The organism is Borreliella americana (genome assembly GCF_032595795.2).
GTDB lineage: Bacteria > Spirochaetota > Spirochaetia > Borreliales > Borreliaceae > Borreliella > Borreliella americana.
Genome location: NZ_CP132449.1, coordinates 126,372 through 142,104, shown reverse-complemented (window position 1 = coordinate 142,104; position 15,733 = coordinate 126,372). Strand labels below are relative to the sequence as shown.

At 28.9% G+C, this 15,733-nt stretch carries 9 protein-coding genes; 7 read left to right on the top strand and 2 right to left on the bottom strand.

Annotated elements, in window-relative coordinates; genetic code table 11:
• The first annotated feature begins 16 nt into the window (after positions 1 to 16).
• From QIA00_RS00685 to QIA00_RS00675, 3 genes are all read left to right on the top strand, one after another.
• Positions 17 to 3,229 (top strand): efflux RND transporter permease subunit, encoded by a 3,213-nt coding sequence (locus tag QIA00_RS00685; RefSeq protein WP_316256895.1) that lies wholly within the window; start codon positions 17 to 19, stop codon positions 3,227 to 3,229.
• A gap of 1 nt (position 3,230) precedes the next feature.
• Complete coding sequence (locus QIA00_RS00680; RefSeq protein WP_316256894.1) at positions 3,231 to 3,539, top strand: PG0541 family transporter-associated protein; 309 nt, start codon at positions 3,231 to 3,233, stop codon at positions 3,537 to 3,539.
• Positions 3,540 to 4,273: 734 nt separating this feature from the next.
• The gene (locus QIA00_RS00675) at positions 4,274 to 6,166 is read left to right on the top strand and encodes a long-chain fatty acid--CoA ligase (protein ID WP_316256893.1); all 1,893 of its coding nucleotides are present in this window, start codon (positions 4,274 to 4,276) and stop codon (positions 6,164 to 6,166) included.
• Between the two features lie 10 nt (positions 6,167 to 6,176).
• Here the strand turns inward: QIA00_RS00675 and QIA00_RS00670 are convergent, their stop codons facing one another.
• Positions 6,177 to 8,066 (bottom strand): penicillin-binding protein, encoded by a 1,890-nt coding sequence (locus QIA00_RS00670; protein ID WP_316256892.1) that lies wholly within the window; start codon positions 8,064 to 8,066, stop codon positions 6,177 to 6,179.
• Positions 8,067 to 8,198: 132 nt separating this feature from the next.
• On the opposite strand from QIA00_RS00670, the gene hisS reads away from it, so the two are divergent.
• Positions 8,199 to 9,569 carry a histidine--tRNA ligase gene (hisS, locus tag QIA00_RS00665; protein WP_316256891.1) on the top strand — a complete coding sequence of 457 codons (1,371 nt, stop codon included), beginning with the start codon at positions 8,199 to 8,201 and terminating at the stop codon, positions 9,567 to 9,569.
• A gap of 46 nt (positions 9,570 to 9,615) precedes the next feature.
• Here hisS and QIA00_RS00660 read toward each other — a convergent pair whose 3' ends face one another.
• Entirely contained in the window at positions 9,616 to 10,743 is a 1,128-nt protein-coding gene (locus QIA00_RS00660; protein WP_316256890.1) for a tetratricopeptide repeat protein, read from the bottom strand.
• A 183-nt stretch (positions 10,744 to 10,926) separates the two neighbouring features.
• Between QIA00_RS00660 and QIA00_RS00655 the strand changes: the two genes are divergently transcribed.
• Genes QIA00_RS00655 through recA form a run of 3 tightly spaced genes read left to right on the top strand, consistent with a single transcriptional unit; the run spans position 10,927 to position 15,725 of the window.
• Positions 10,927 to 11,871 (top strand): tetratricopeptide repeat protein, encoded by a 945-nt coding sequence (locus QIA00_RS00655; protein WP_316256889.1) that lies wholly within the window; start codon positions 10,927 to 10,929, stop codon positions 11,869 to 11,871.
• Between the two features lie 37 nt (positions 11,872 to 11,908).
• Positions 11,909 to 14,614, top strand: a complete 2,706-nt coding sequence (greA, locus tag QIA00_RS00650; RefSeq protein ID WP_316256888.1) for a transcription elongation factor GreA — start codon at positions 11,909 to 11,911, stop codon at positions 14,612 to 14,614.
• Between the two features lie 13 nt (positions 14,615 to 14,627).
• On the top strand, positions 14,628 to 15,725 hold the full coding sequence (gene recA / locus QIA00_RS00645) for a recombinase RecA (RefSeq protein ID WP_316256887.1): 1,098 nt from the start codon (positions 14,628 to 14,630) through the stop codon (positions 15,723 to 15,725).
• Positions 15,726 to 15,733: the final 8 nt, after the last annotated feature.

The following is a 15,733-nucleotide window of genomic DNA, read 5'->3' as shown; positions in this document are numbered from 1 at the left end:
TGTTGGGGGATGTGTTATGTTGGTAAAGAGAATAGTTGGCAAACCAATAACAATGTTGATTTTATTTTCATTGTTATTGATGATAAGTTTGTACACCTTTTCAAGGTTAAAAGTAGACCTTTTGCCGGGAATTGATATTCCCCAAATAAGTATTTACACTAGTTATCCTGGCGCTTCTCCCAGAGAAGTTGAAGAGAGCGTTTCTAGAGTTCTTGAGAGTGGCTTGAGTTCGGTAAAGAATTTAAAAAATATATATAGTACTTCTTCTAAAGAAAGTAGCACCGTTTCACTTGAATTTTATCATGGAACTGATTTGGATTTGGTTTTAAATGAAATTCGAGATGCTCTTGAATTGGTAAAATCTTCATTGCCCAGCAAATCACAGACCCCTAGAATTTTTAGATACAATCTTAAAAATATTCCTGTAATGGAAATTGTTATTAATTCTGTAAGGCCAGTTTCTGAGCTTAAAAGATATGCTGATGAAATCATTAAGCCTGGGCTTGAAAGGCTTGATGGAGTTGCAATTGTTACTGTTAATGGGGGAAGTAAAAAGCGAGTTTTAATTGAAGTTTCTCAAAACAGATTGGAGTCTTATGGTCTTTCTTTATCAAGAATATCTTCAATTATAGCGTCTCAAAATTTGGAACTTTCAGCTGGTAATATATTGGAGAACAACTTAGAATATTTGGTTGAAGTTTCTGGAAAATTTAAATCAATTGAAGAGATAGGTAATGTAGTCATAGCTTATAAGATGCCCGACATTTCTTTCGGTATAAATTCATCTCCTATTGAGATAAAACTCAAAGACATTGCTAATATTAAAACCGATTTTGAAGATTTGTCAGAATATGTTGAGTATAATGGGTTGCCCTCAATTTCTTTGTCGGTGCAAAAACGTAGTGATGCCAATTCTATTGCAGTTTCTAAAGTTGTTATGAATGAAATAGAAAAATTGAAATTATCTATGCCTAAAGATATGAAATTGGAGATTGCTTCTGATAGTACTGATTTTATTAAAGCGTCCATTTCAACGGTAGTAAATTCAGCCTATTTTGGGGCTATGCTTGCAATATTTGTTATTTTTTTCTTTTTAAGAAGCTTTAGGGCCACAATAATTATTGGAATTTCTATTCCAATAGCAATTGTTTTGACCTTTTGTTTAATGTATTTTGTAAATATTTCTCTTAATATTATGAGTCTTGCGGGTCTTGCACTTGGGATTGGAATGGTTGTTGACTGTTCAATTGTTGTAATAGATAACATATACAAGTATAGGCAAAAAGGAGCAAAGCTTATTTCATCTTCTATTCTCGGAGCTCAGGAGATGATGCTGCCTATTACATCCTCAACTTTTACTTCTATTTGTGTTTTTGGGCCATTTCTTATTTTCAAATCAGAACTTGGGGTATATGGAGATTTTTTCAAAGACTTTACATTTACGATTGTTATTTCCTTAGGCGTTTCTCTTTTAGTTGCGATTTTTTTGGTTCCTGTTTTATCAAGCCACTATGTCGGTTTATACACAAGTTTTCAAAAGAATATTAAGAATGCTTTTATTAGGAAAATCGATGCCTTTTTTGCTAGTATTTATTATTTTTTAGAGTTTTTGTATATAAATTTATTAAATATAGTTTTAAATCACAAATTGATTTTTGGGTTGATTGTTTTTTTTAGTTTTATTGGCAGCTTGCTTTTAGGATTGTTGTTAGATGTGACAACTTTTGCTAGAGGTAAAGAGAACTCAATTACTATTAATTTAAATTTTCCCCATAAAACTAATTTGGAATATGCAAAATTTTATTCTAATAGATTTTTAGAAATTGTAAAAAGTGAAGCTAAAGGATATAAAAGTATTATTGCTACTTTGCGTGCTGATAGAATAACTTTCAACGTATTGTTTCCTCTTAAAGAAGAATCAAGAGATAAGTTAACTCAAAACGTAGATTACGATTCTATTAAATATAAAATTATGAATCGTATTGGAAATCTTTATCCTGAATTTAATATTGAGCCTTCCAGTGAAAATTCTTTAGGCAGTGGAGATTCTATTAGAATTAAAATTTCGGCCAATGATTTTGAATATATAAAAGATTATGGAAAAATTTTAATTTCTATGTTAAAAAAGGAAATTCCTGAACTTGTAAATCCAAGGCTTAGCATAAGTGATTTCCAACTTCAAATTGGTGTTGAGATAGACAGATCGCTAGCTTATAATTATGGTGTTGACATGAATACCATTTTAAATGAGTTGAAAGCCAATATTAATGGTGTTGTTGCTGGGCAATATGTAGAGAATGGACTTAATTATGATATTGTTCTTAAGCTTGATAGAATGGATGTTAAAAATTTAAAAGATTTAGAAAAAATATTTATTACAAATTCATCTGGAGTTAAAATTCCTTTTTCATCAATAGCTACCTTTGAAAAAACCAATAAAGCGGAATCTATTTACAGAGAAAATCAAGCTTTAACTATTTATCTTAATGCGGGTATTTCTCCAAATGATAATTTAACCCAAGTAACTGCAAAAGTTGTAGATTTTATTAATAATAAGGTACCCCATAAAGAAGGCATAACTCTTAAGGTTGAGGGAGAATATAATGAATTTTCAAATATCATGGATCAGTTTAAAATAATTATTATGATGGCTGTTATTGTTGTGTTTGGTATTATGGCTTCTCAATTTGAATCCTTTTTAAAACCTTTTATTATTATTTTTACAATTCCTTTAACGGCAATAGGGGTTGTACTTATACATTTTCTTGCAGGAGAAAAACTTTCTATTTTTGCTGCAATTGGTATGCTTATGCTTGTTGGTGTTGTGGTAAATACGGGAATTGTTCTTATAGATTATACTGGTTTATTGATCAAGAGAGGGTTTGACCTAAGAGAAGCAATTATTGAATCTTGTCGTTCAAGGCTTAGACCAATTTTAATGTCTTCTTTGACCTCAATAATAGGGCTTATTCCAATGGCATTTTCTAGTGGGAGTGGAAATGAACTTCTAAAGCCAATTGCATTTACTTTTATTGGTGGAATGACAGCCAGCACATTTCTTACTTTGTTTTTTATTCCTATGCTTTTTGAAATTTTTTCCAACATTGTTTCAAGTTACAAATCTAGGTTAAAAAGAGTGGCGTCCAATGTGGATGTTGAAAAATCATTCAAAATTAATAATTCAGCTAAAAGTAATTATGATAATTTATTTGAAGAAGATGGGGAATGATATGACTGAATTTTATAAGTATAGGATTGAAATAGTTTCCAACTTATCTTTAGAGCTTGATGTTTTTGAATGTATAGAAAAAATAGAGCAAGAGTTAGGAGAGCCCATATATTATTCTAAGATAGGAAATGTTTATGGAAAAGGCAAGAAGGGGGAGAAACAAGGTAATGGCGTTTGGCCTGAAGAAAATTTTATTTTGATTATTTATACTTCTAATCAATTTATTGTTAATCGATTAAAGGATATTGTGGATGATTTGAATAGTTCTTACCCTACAGAGGGGATTAATTTTTTTGTTTTGAGAAATTAATTCTTAAGGGTAAAATTTTATTTACTGCTTTGGTTAATAATGGAGTAGTTAATGATTTTTTAAAAGTTCTTAATACGAGAAGTGGAAGATTGTAATATTTCAAAAATTCCTAGAATATTGTAGATAGGCGATCAAATTTATGTTTATGGGCCTGTGGACATTTTGTTTTAAATGATAAATAGTGATAAGTTTTTATTACAGAATAAATTGTACCATTTTATTTTAATAGAGTTACAGAAATTTTTTCTTTTTATTCTTTTATTAAGGTCAGGGTCAATATATTTTATAAGCTTATTCATTGTATTCAAGCAAAATCAGATAAATATGATCAGATAAATATTATTTTAAAGACTGTGAAAATTATATTTCTTGTATTTATGAAGGAAAAAATAAAGAGATTTTTTAGAAAGAGTGCTTGATTGTTTTAAAGGTAATAAAATAGATCCTAAACACTATTTTTATGTTTGTGAAAATAATTGAATAACATTTAATGTTTTAGGCATTTTGAGAAAAAAATATTACTTGCTAAAATATTAAAATTGAAATTTACTTTTAGATTTTCAATTATTTTTTTATTAAATATTTTTTCAAACTTTGTTTTGATTTTTTAGGTTTTTATTTTTATTTACTTTCTGTATGCTTTTTACAGCAGGGGGCTTTATAAATAATCTTTATGAATTTATGGTTAATAATGATATAATAAACCATGTTAACTTTGTTAAAAGGAGGATTATATGTCAATAGCAAAGGCATTCTTTGAGGTGGCTGATCAACAAAAAGATAAGATTGCTCAAATATATAAAGTTTGCAATGGATATGCCCATGTTACTTATGGCGACTTAAAAAACAATGTTTTAAAGCTTGCTTCCTTTTTAAAGTCAATCAATGTTAAGCATCAAGATAAAATATTTATTTGCTCTGAAAATAGAGCCGAGTGGACCGTGATAGATTTTGCAATTTTATCTTTAGGTGCTGTTGATATTCCAAAGGGTTCTGATGTTACTCTTTTTGAAGCCGAAATTATTTTTAACTCCGTTCTTCCAAGTATAGTTGTTTTAGAAAATTTAAATCTTCTTAATATGTTTGTTCAAATTAAATTTACAGTAAAGCCAATATTTATTATTATTGAAAATTTAAACCAAGAAGATAAACTAAAATATAGTGATTTTGAAATTTATACTTATAGTGATTGTATTTCATTTGGAGATAACTTAAGAAAAGATTCGGAAATTATTGAGATTGCAAGTAAAGTTGATGCTAATGATATGGCAACAATAATATATACTTCTGGAACAACAGGCCATCCAAAGGGGGTAATGCTCAGCCATGCTAACCTTCTTTATCAGGTTTCTAGCTTTAGTTTAATGGTTGATACGCAGGTGGGACAAATATTTATGTGCATTTTGCCAATTTGGCATTCCTTTCAAAGATCTTTTTCTTACAATATTTTTCTCAAGGGTATGGTTTGTTTGTTTTCTACCATTGTTCCAAGGGCAATGCTTGATGATATTAAAAATATTAATCCTCATTATATTGCAGCTGTTCCTAGGCTTTGGATTGCAATAAGACAAAATATTTACAAAGAAGTTTCTAAAAAACCGTTTATTTCTAGAATGATTTTTCATTTTTTTGTAAAATCAGCACTTCTTAGTGATATTTGCTATAGGGTTGTAATGGGGCTTTATCCAGACAACGGATTAAGTTTATTTTTCCCTATAAAGAAAATTTTAGGAATATTTGGATTAATCTGCTTATTTCCTTTTAAAGCCTTGGGGAATATTTTAATTTTTAATAAAATAAATAAGATCTTGGGTAATAATTTTGTTGTTGGGATTACTGGTGGTGGGAGTATGCCGTTGCCTGCTGTTAGATTTTTTAATTCAATTGGCATTGAACTTGCCAATGCTTATGGATTGACAGAAACTTCACCCGGAGTGGCTTCTAATAAGCATAAAAAAGTGATTATTGGAACTTGTGGTAAAATTTTGCCTGGAACTGTTGCTGAGATTAGAGATTCCGATGGGAATAAACTTAAAAAACCTGGAAAGGGAATTTTATTTGTAAAAGGACCCCAAGTAATGCTTGGATATTACAAGGATAAAGAAGCAACTTGTAGGATTATTGGTCCTGATGGGTTTTTAAACACAGGTGACATTGCAAAATTATCTAAGGATAATGTTGTTCAAATTATTGGTCGAGAAAAAGATACAATTGTTTTGAACAATGGAGAGAATGTTGAGCCTGCTCCAATTGAGATTAAGCTTGAAGAATCAGCATTAATAGAAAAAGCGGTTGTTGTAGGTCAAGATCAAAAATTCTTAGGCGCTCTTATTCTTCCAAATTTTGAAGAAATAAATAAATATCTAGAAAGTGTTGGGCAAAAAATTTTTGATGCCAATAATAGGCGTCAAATTATTGCAAATAATATTGTTCTTAAGGCCATAAATGATGAAATAAAAAAATTAATCAATAAAGCTAATGGATTTAAGCCTTTTGAGCAGATATTAAAGTTTACTCTTTTAGAAAAACCATTTGAAGTTGGTAAAGAAATGTCTATTAAAATGGACATTAAGCGAAGCTATATTTTAAATTTTTATAAAAATGAAATTAAAAATTTATTTATTTAATTAACCCCAATTATTTTAAATACAGTTCAAGTTCTGATATATCTTCCAATTTTGTATTGGGGGGTATGCTTTGCTTGTAAACAAATCCGTTTCCATTTATTTTTAATTTCATAGTATTTTTATAATATTTTAGTATGTCTATTGCTTCTCTTTTGGAAAGGTTGATAAAATTTGGCAAGTATGTTTTGTTTTCATAATTGGTTTCAGTTTTAGGGATCTTGATTTTTGATGGCATTTTAATTTTTTTATATGCGATTGTATTTTGTTGGTGTTCAATAAATTCTATTATTTCTTTTGCCATTGGGGCCGCTATTCTTGTTCCGTATATTATTTTTTTTGGGTATCTGTATACAATATAAATAATATATTTTGGTTGTTCTGTGGGGTATATTGCTAATATAGATGAGGTATAATCTTCTTCTGAGTATTTACCTGTTTTTCTATCAATAGCTTGAGATGTTCCGCTTTTTGCAGAAATGTCAAGATTTTTAATCTTAAGATTTGGAATTCCACCTTTATTTACAACTTCTCGCATCATTTTTAAAACTTTTTGTGCTGAATTTTTGGATATTACTTTTCTTATTTCTTCTTTATCAAATTCTTTAATATTTTCTCCTTTATCGTTGCTTATTTTTTTTATTATTCTAGGTTTTAACATTATTCCATTATTGCTGAGTATGCTTGCAGCTTGTAATATTTGAACCGCTGATACCCCTATTTCTTGTCCAAATCCAATTGTAACTTTACTTCGTCCTGACCATTTTGAATAATGATTCAACAGTCCTTTTGTTTCTCCGGGAAATGGAAATCCAACTTTTTCCCCAAATCCAAAATCCAAAAGTTTTTTGTAAAAGTATTCATTGCTAACTTTTTCAGTAATGTAAGCTATTCCAACATTTGATGAATAAATTAAAATCTCTGTAGAGTCGATATACTTATAGGGAGGATTTAATGTTTTGATTGTAATTTTTTCTCCTGATGGAAATTGTTTTTGATATATTCCATTATCTAAAAATTTTTCTTCCAAATTTAATTTTCCACTTTCTAATATTATTGCAACTGTAAAAATTTTATTAATGCTTCCAGGCTCATAGGTTAGAGATGAAGAAAAGTTTTTTCGTATTTCTTCAGGATATTCAGAATAAAAGTTCGCATCATATTGAGGAAATTGAACCATGGACAATATTTCTCCATTTTGGGAGTTCATTACCAAAGTAATTAAACTTTCAGGATTATTTTCTTTAAAGTATTTTTTAGCTATTTTGCTAACACCTTGTTGTATGTCCATGTCTATTGTTAAGTAGATGTTGTTTGTTTCTAACTCTTGATTTAAAAATTGTTGTTTGGTTTTATCTTTTCCTAATATGCTATTTAGAGAAAATTCGATACCTTCAAGGCCAAGATTATCTGTTCCTACAAAGCCAGTAATATTACTTGTGGTATGTCTAAAGGGATAAATTCTTGTATAATCGGGATATAAAGTAATATTTGAAAGTCTGCCTTCAGCTTGAATTCTTTTTATTAAATCTGATTCTTCCCTTTTTATTTTTCTTTTTATATATAAAAAACCTTTATTGGAAGAAAGCTTTTCCTTTAAAATTCTTGAATCAATTTGAAGTATTGCGCCAAGAGTTTCTGCTGTGCTTACAATATTTTCTATTTTTTGAGGATTTGTTCCTATTGAGTAGGACTTTGAAGAGAATGCTATTGGTTTGCCATTTCTATCATAAATTGTTCCTCTTCTGGTAATATCATTTGACTTTAAAGATATTATGTTGTCTGGGCTGTTATTAAAAACCATTAGTGTGAAATACTTGTAAATTGTTAATAAAGTTATGCCTAAGAAGATTGTTAATATTGTTTTTACTCGATAATTGTTATTAGGTATTCTTTTGGTCATGAATTTTGGACCTCTTAAATTATTTTATGGCTGTATGAAATAAAAAATTATTCATTTTTTTTTGCATCTATATTATTATATGTTATTATATTCTGAAAAAGTAAATTACGATATAACAGAGGGTATAATATAATGGATATTAAAACTTTAAAAGGCTTTAAAGATTATTTACCTAAGGATTCTTTGATTCGAATTCATATTGTTAGGCAGATATTTAGCATTCTTAGTTCTTATAATTTTGACTTAATAGATACTCCAGTTCTTGAATATTCAGATTTGCTTTTAAAAAAGAGTGGGGATGAGACCGAAAAGCAAATTTATAGGTTTAAGGATAATGGAGGCAGAGATGTTTCCATGCGATTTGATTTGACTGTTCCTTTTGCCAGATTTGTTGCTACAAATATTTCTGCTTTAAAATTTCCTTTCAGACGTTCTCAATTTGGAAAAGTTTTCAGAGGAGAAAATTCTCAAAAGGGTAGATACAGGGAATTTATGCAATTCGACTTTGATATAGTTGGAGAGGACAGTTTTAGGGGTGATGCCGAGATTCTTTCTGTTGTATATTATGGACTTGAAGAGATTTTTTTGAATTTTATAGAAGGTATTAATAAAAAATTTATTATCCATTATTCTCATCTTGGCATATTAAATTCTTTTTTTGAAAAATTAGGACTTAAAGAAAAATCTATTTTTATTTTAAGAAATATTGACAAAATAGATAAAATAGGAATTGATAAGGTTAAAGAAGCGCTGCTTCTTGAGATTGAAAAAGAAGCAGTAGATTCAATCTTAAATTTAGTGAGCTTGCAAGGGACTTTTAAAGATAAAATACAAGCTTTAAAAAGTATTTTAGGCGATAATGAGTCTATCAAGAGAGTGGAAGATGTTTTTCAGCATCTTAGTTTATTAAAAATTCAAGATTCTTTTAACTTGAATCTTAAAATATCGCGTGGGCTTGATTATTATACAGGGATTGTTTTTGAATCTGAGGTGTTTGGTAGTAATATGGGTAGTGTTTGCAGTGGGGGAAGATATGATAATTTGGTTTCTTCGTTCTCAAACTCTATTCAAAAAGTTTCGGGTGTTGGGGGATCTTTTGGTGTTGACAGAATAAAGGATATAATTGATCTTGAAAAGTTTAGTTATGTTAAAATATTTGTAACTAAGGCTAGATCTAAAGTTTTGATTGTAAATTTAGATAGTGCTTTGCAAAATTATTATTATGAACTTGCTACTAGGTTTAGAAATCATGATTATTCTAAGGTTAAAAATATTTCTTGTGAAGTCTATTTTAAAAATAAAAATGGTAAAAATATTAAAGAGCAAATAGAATATGCTTTAAGCAAAGAAATAAGATTTTTAATTTTTGTTGGCCAAGAAGAATATAAAGAAAATAAAATGAAAGTAAGGGACTTGACAAAAAAGGAAGAATTACTGCTTTCTTTTGAAGAATCAATAAATCTTATCAAATGTAATGAAAAATTACTGTGCACCCCTTTTTAATTTTAAATGTTAATTATTTTTTGGAATTTTGGCAAAGACATTAGGATTAATTTGCATTTTTATCTATCTTTCTAATTGTTATTGCATTTAAGGTAAGTTTGTTCTTTTTGTATTCTATTTGTCCAAGTATTTCAACATTGTCTTTAAAATCAATATCAATATCAAAGGTTGTTTTTGTTGGGATAATTCCTGAGAGTACATTTTTATTGTATCCTACATAGAAGTCAAATTGAATTATGTTATCTTTTTTTTCGATATTATTTACTACTCCTTCCCATTTTACATACACGTTTGAATATATTGATGGATCTTTTTTAATATCTTTTAGGTTTAGATGTTCATTAAAGCTAATGAAATCTGGTCTTGATATAAAACTTGCAAGATTTTTGGCTTTTAGTTTTATTGATTCTGATGCATTTGAATTTAATATTTTATTTATTTCTACTCTTGCAAAATTATCTTTTCCCTTTTTTAAATAAATTTTGATTTTTTCGAAAGAATTTTTAATTTCGTCGCTGGTTAGTATTAATATGAATTGACCTTCTTCATTTTTTATTTTTTCTTTGTTATTTATTTTAATGTCATCAATGTAAGCAGCAATATTGTTTAAATTTTTGTTTATTTCTGTTTTTAGATTTGCGGATGTTTTTGTTTTTTGTTCATAAAAAACAAAATAGATTGCTAACATTGAAATAAATACAATCCCTCCTATGATGATTATTATGATTAACTTTGTTGAATTTTTATCGGGTATTGCTTTAATTGTTGGAAACAATTTTTCATATAGGTTGCTATTTTTAAAAAAGGCAGAATCTTTGATAGGATTTTTTCGAATAATTTCAAGAGACAGCTCTGATCGATCCACTTCTTGATTTTCTTCTATCATTTTAAGCCATATCTGAATAGCTTTTTCTTCTTTGCCTTGGCTTACTAAAAGTATAGCAATAGCTTGTTTTATATTTGATTCACCCGGGTTTAAAGTATAAGCTTTTTTAAGATATGTTTGAGCATTGCCAAGGTTCCCAATACGAAGATAAGACATTCCCAAGACATAGTGATACAAATAGTAATTTTTGTAGAAAAAAATTTCTTTTTCTAGGAGTTTTATTGCCTGTGAATATTTTTTTGAATTATAGTAATAAATAGATTTATTGATAATTTTATTAGGTTCCATATAGCTAGAATTTGACTCCACAATTTTCTTTTTAATATTATAATATAAGATTTTATTTTAAAAGAATAATAAATGAAATATTGTTATTTTGCCTTAATTTCTTGTTTGACTAAAAATTGATAAATGATATAATTATATAAAGTGTAACGGGGGTTTGTATATATTGTTTAAAATGGTGGGGATGTGTCATCAGAAAGAATCGTTGAATTGATTAAAGAGATTTATTTAGATTTTAGGAAAGGTAATTTCAAAGAAGCTTTAGTAAAATCTGAAGAGGCTCATTCTCTTGATTTTGATAATATTGAAATTCTAACAGCTTTGAAAAGTTCTGTGTATTGGAATGGTCAAGTTGAAAGCCTTGATAGAATAGGGCAAGATTATGAAAAGGCAGAATTTTTAATAAGAGAGTGGAATAATTTTGCAGGACGATATTTGAAAAAGATGGGTTGTAATTTTTTGCAAGGTCGCAATTCTATAAAATATTTTGTGTTTCAAACCTGTCTTTATATATATAAAAATATATACAAAATGCATCCAGAAAATTTGGACCTTTTAATAAAAATTGCTAAGTCTTATAAAGGTATGGGAAATTACGAGAGAGCAATTAATGTTTTTTTGCAAATATTGGGAGATTTTAAAGATAACTCAGATGTTGTTGCAGAGCTTGCTGATTCTTATGCGTTGATTGATGAAATTAAAGAAGCCAAAGTCTTATTCAGAGAGGCTTTTTTTATTAATCCTCAAAAGATAGATATATATTCTCTTGAGTCTGATATGATTTTAAGATTAATAGATCTTATTAAGTCTGACAGAAATATTTCAGACGATCTTATAAAAGAATGGATTCCTGTTTATGGCTCTCTTAATGGTGTTTTTAATATTAAAAGAGAGTTAAGGCCTATAGAGCTTGGACAGCTAAAGCAGTCTGTTTACAGTTTGCGCAATGAACTTAAAGAAAAGTCTTATAGATCAATAAATGAGAGCATATTGCTTCCAAGGCTTATTAATAAATATTTTTGGCTTATTGATCATTATGTAAGGATAAAAGAAGATAGAGCACGTATTGATGAAATTTTGTTATACATAAAAGAAATAGACCTAGGTATTTATCAACAGTATGTAAATTAGTTGCTTGATGCTAAAAAATCGATATTAGGAGAGTTTGATGTCTAATGTTACTACCATAGAGAAATTAGATAGTATTTTACAAGAAGATAAATGGACAAGAATAGTTGTTAATAATTATTCTCTTGCCAAAATAAAAGAATTGGATGATTTGATAGATAATATAATTGATGAGGGGTTAACAGAGGATGTTCTTGATATTTGTGGCAGGCATTTAAAGGATGTTAAAAAAAGTATAGCAGGTCTTTATATTTCTGGAATGCTTATATATAGTAGGCGACCTTTAAATGATATGAATTTGCTTGCCGTTATTGATTTGTTTTCTCAAAATTTAAAATGGGCTCTTGTTGAGCATATATGCAATGAAATGCTTTTAATTTCTGAGAATAAGCATGCTCTTTATACTCTTGCAAAAATATATGCTCAGAACAATGAAAATGAGAAGCTTCCAAGTATTTGGACTAGAATTGTTGAAGCAGATATTGACGATACTGTGTTTGTTAGACAACTTGCTACTTATTATGAAACTATTGATTTGCAAAAATCAATTTTCTATTTTAGAAAAGCCATTTATCGTTTTATTGATAAAAAACAAATGTCAGGAATCAGAGAAGTATGGGCTAAGCTTATTCATTATGTTTCGGATGATTTTGATTCTTTTTTGCTTATTTTGCAAAAAATTGAGAAAGATCTTGGATTTAAAAAGGCCATAGTTCTTTATGAGGATTTATTTGATCATTATTCTTTGACTGATAATGTTGATGAGACAATAGAAATTTTAAAAGGTATTTTAAAGCTTGATAACAAAAATCATAAGGCAAGAGAAAATTTGGTTAAATTTTTAAGAGAAAGATATAAAGATGTTAAAAATATTGAAGACTATCTTGTAAAGTCTGATATTGAAAACTTAGATAAGAACTTTGTTGATGTATATTCAGATTTTGAAAAATATTTGTTTTTTGCAAAAGGTAATTTTGTTTATCATCAGACTTGGTCTGTTGGAATAGTAAGAGATGTAAATGATAATGGCATTACTGTTGATTTTGTTTCCAAAAGAGGGCATTTTATTGGTTTTGATATGGCTATGTCGGCTTTGTCTCCTCTTAGCAGAGAGGATATTAGAGTATTAAAAGCCGTAACGCCTAGGGAGGAACTTGCAGATAGAATAAAAAAAGATATTGAGTGGGCTATAAAGGTTATTATAAAAAGCTATAAAGCTATTGATTTAAAGGGAATAAAAAAAGAGTTAGTGCCAAGCTTGATGACTCAAAGTTCTTGGAATTCATGGAGTTTGAAAGCAAAGCAAATTTTAAAGGATAATCCCCATTTTGTTATGGATTCTGGCAAGCTTGATTGTTATGTATATAATGAGAGATCTTCCAATTTGAATGAAAAAATGTATGATAAATTTAAGATTGAGAAAGATTTTTATAAAAGATACGAGATATTTATAAACTATTGTAATGTTAAGGGAATTGCTAAGGATTTGCATATTGAAGAAGAGATGCTTAATTATTTTTTAATTTATGTTAACAATTTTACAAAGGTTGATCATCATGTTATAAGTTCTTACGTTATTCTTAAATCTTTAGGTAATTTTTCTGAAGAATTGTCATCAAAAGTTAATATAGAAAAAGATGTTAATTTAGAATCTCTTTTAAAAGAATATCCAAAAGGGATAGTGGATCTTTTTGATTCAATTTTGAACGCAGAAATCAAAAAAGAATTAGTTGTTTTGATCAAAAAAGAACTAAGCAATTGGATTTTATACTACAAAGAACTTTTTCCTCATTCTGTTAATAAGAGATTGGTTGAATCGCTTTACAAAGAAGAGCCCAGAGAAGTGGAGAAATTATTTAACTATGTTATAAAAAATTATAAGATCTATAAAGATGCTTATATTTGGATTTTAAAGCATTGTAAAACTTATTCTATAGAGTTGAGTTATTCAGATTCGGATCTTTTATCCAATTTGATTAAAATTTTAACAGATAGTGTTATCAAAATTAATAATAAAAATAATTCTGTTGCAAGTAAAAGAATTTATAAAATGGCAATTAATCTTTTAGTTAAAGATGGATATCTTAAATCGGTCTTAGAGGTCGTGAGAGATGAGGAGCTTGCAAAAAGGGTTTATATGACTTGTTTTTATGTAAAAGATTTTCCGCCAAAGGATCTTTTAGAGATTAAATCTATAATAAGGCAATTATTTGATTCGGTTGAGTTTGAAGATGAAAAGATGCAGCTTGCAGGCGAGAGAATGGAAATTGGATTTTTAACCATATTAAGTTCTTTGAACAAAAAGCAAAAAGAGCTTAAGCATTTAAAAGAAGTTGAAATTCCAGAAAATTCAAAAGAAATTGGAAAAGCTCGTGAACTTGGCGATTTAAAAGAAAATGCTGAATATCATTCTGCTAAAGAAAAACAACAGTTTTTGACAAAAAGATTAAATTCCTTAATGTTGGAAATAGAGAATGCAAAAGTTATAGATACTAAGGATCTTCAAAGTTCTGTTGTTGGTTTTGGGACTAAGGTTGTTATTTTAAATGAAGCTACAGGTAAAGATGAATCTTATTTAATACTTGGACCTTGGGAATCAAACCCCGATGAAGGCATTATTTCATATAAATCGCCTTTTGGAGAAAATTTGCTTGATTCTAGAGAAGGGGACAGTCTTAATTTTGTTATAAATAATACTAATTTTAGATATTTTGTAAAGAAAATAGAACCCATAAAATTTAGTTAGGGAAAATTTAAGAATGTCAAAGTTAAAGGAAAAAAGGGAAAAAGCTGTTATTGGCATAGAAAGAGCAAATAAAGAGGAAGCTATTGAACTTGCAAAAATTCAAATAGAAAAAGCTTTTGGGAAGGGAAGTCTTATTAAGATGGGAGAATCTCCTGTCGTAAAAGGTATAAAAAGCATGTCAAGTGGTTCTATTGTATTAGATGAGGCTCTTGGTATTGGCGGATATCCTAGGGGGCGCATAATAGAAATTTTTGGCCCCGAGTCGTCTGGCAAGACCACCTTAACCCTTCAAGCGATTGCTGAGGTACAAAAAGAAGGCGGGATAGCTGCTTTTATTGATGCTGAGCATGCTCTTGACCCTGTTTATGCAAAAGCTTTAGGAGTTAATGTTGCAGAACTTTGGCTTAGTCAGCCTGATACCGGAGAGCAAGCTCTTGAGATTTCTGAGCATTTAATCAGAAGTGGTGGTGTTGATTTGATTGTAGTTGATTCTGTAGCAGCTTTAACCCCCAAATTAGAGATAGATGGAGAAATGGGGGATTCTCAGATTGGTCTTCAAGCAAGACTAATGAGCAAGGCTCTTAGAAAGATTGCTGGCATACTTTCTAAATCCAATACTTGCATTATGTTTATTAATCAAATAAGGATTAGGATTGGTGTTATGTTTGGTAATCCTGAGACTACTACTGGCGGGAATGCTTTAAAGTTTTATTCATCTCTTAGACTTGAGGTTCGAAAGATCGAACAAATAACCAGATCAGGCTCAAGTGATGATGTTATTGGTAATAAGATTAGAGTTAAGATTGTGAAGAATAAGGTTGCTCCACCTTTTCGTAAAGTAGAATTGATAATTTATTTTGGGAAAGGTATTTCAAGAGAAGCTGGTATTTTAGATTCTGCTGTTAAGTATAATTTAATACAAAAAACAGGCTCGTGGTATTCATTAGGAGATAACAAGTTGGGGCAAGGAAGAGAGAGTGTTATTGAGTATCTTAGCAAAGAAGTAGAACTTGCAAATGATTTGGATAACAGGCTTAGAAAAATAATTTTTAATAATTTTGATCAAGAGGATGATAATTTTATTGAATTTAAAGAAGATGAATCTAAGTAATATGGAAA

Coding starts and splice junctions, on each gene's coding strand:
- QIA00_RS00660 (WP_316256890.1), bottom strand. CDS start 10,743: ATGGAACCTAATAAAATTATCAATAAATCTATTTATTACTATAATTCA.
- QIA00_RS00680 (WP_316256894.1), top strand. CDS start 3,231: ATGACTGAATTTTATAAGTATAGGATTGAAATAGTTTCCAACTTATCT.
- QIA00_RS00685 (WP_316256895.1), top strand. CDS start 17: ATGTTGGTAAAGAGAATAGTTGGCAAACCAATAACAATGTTGATTTTA.
- recA (WP_316256887.1), top strand. CDS start 14,628: ATGTCAAAGTTAAAGGAAAAAAGGGAAAAAGCTGTTATTGGCATAGAA.
- hisS (WP_316256891.1), top strand. CDS start 8,199: ATGGATATTAAAACTTTAAAAGGCTTTAAAGATTATTTACCTAAGGAT.
- QIA00_RS00670 (WP_316256892.1), bottom strand. CDS start 8,066: ATGACCAAAAGAATACCTAATAACAATTATCGAGTAAAAACAATATTA.
- QIA00_RS00675 (WP_316256893.1), top strand. CDS start 4,274: ATGTCAATAGCAAAGGCATTCTTTGAGGTGGCTGATCAACAAAAAGAT.
- greA (WP_316256888.1), top strand. CDS start 11,909: ATGTCTAATGTTACTACCATAGAGAAATTAGATAGTATTTTACAAGAA.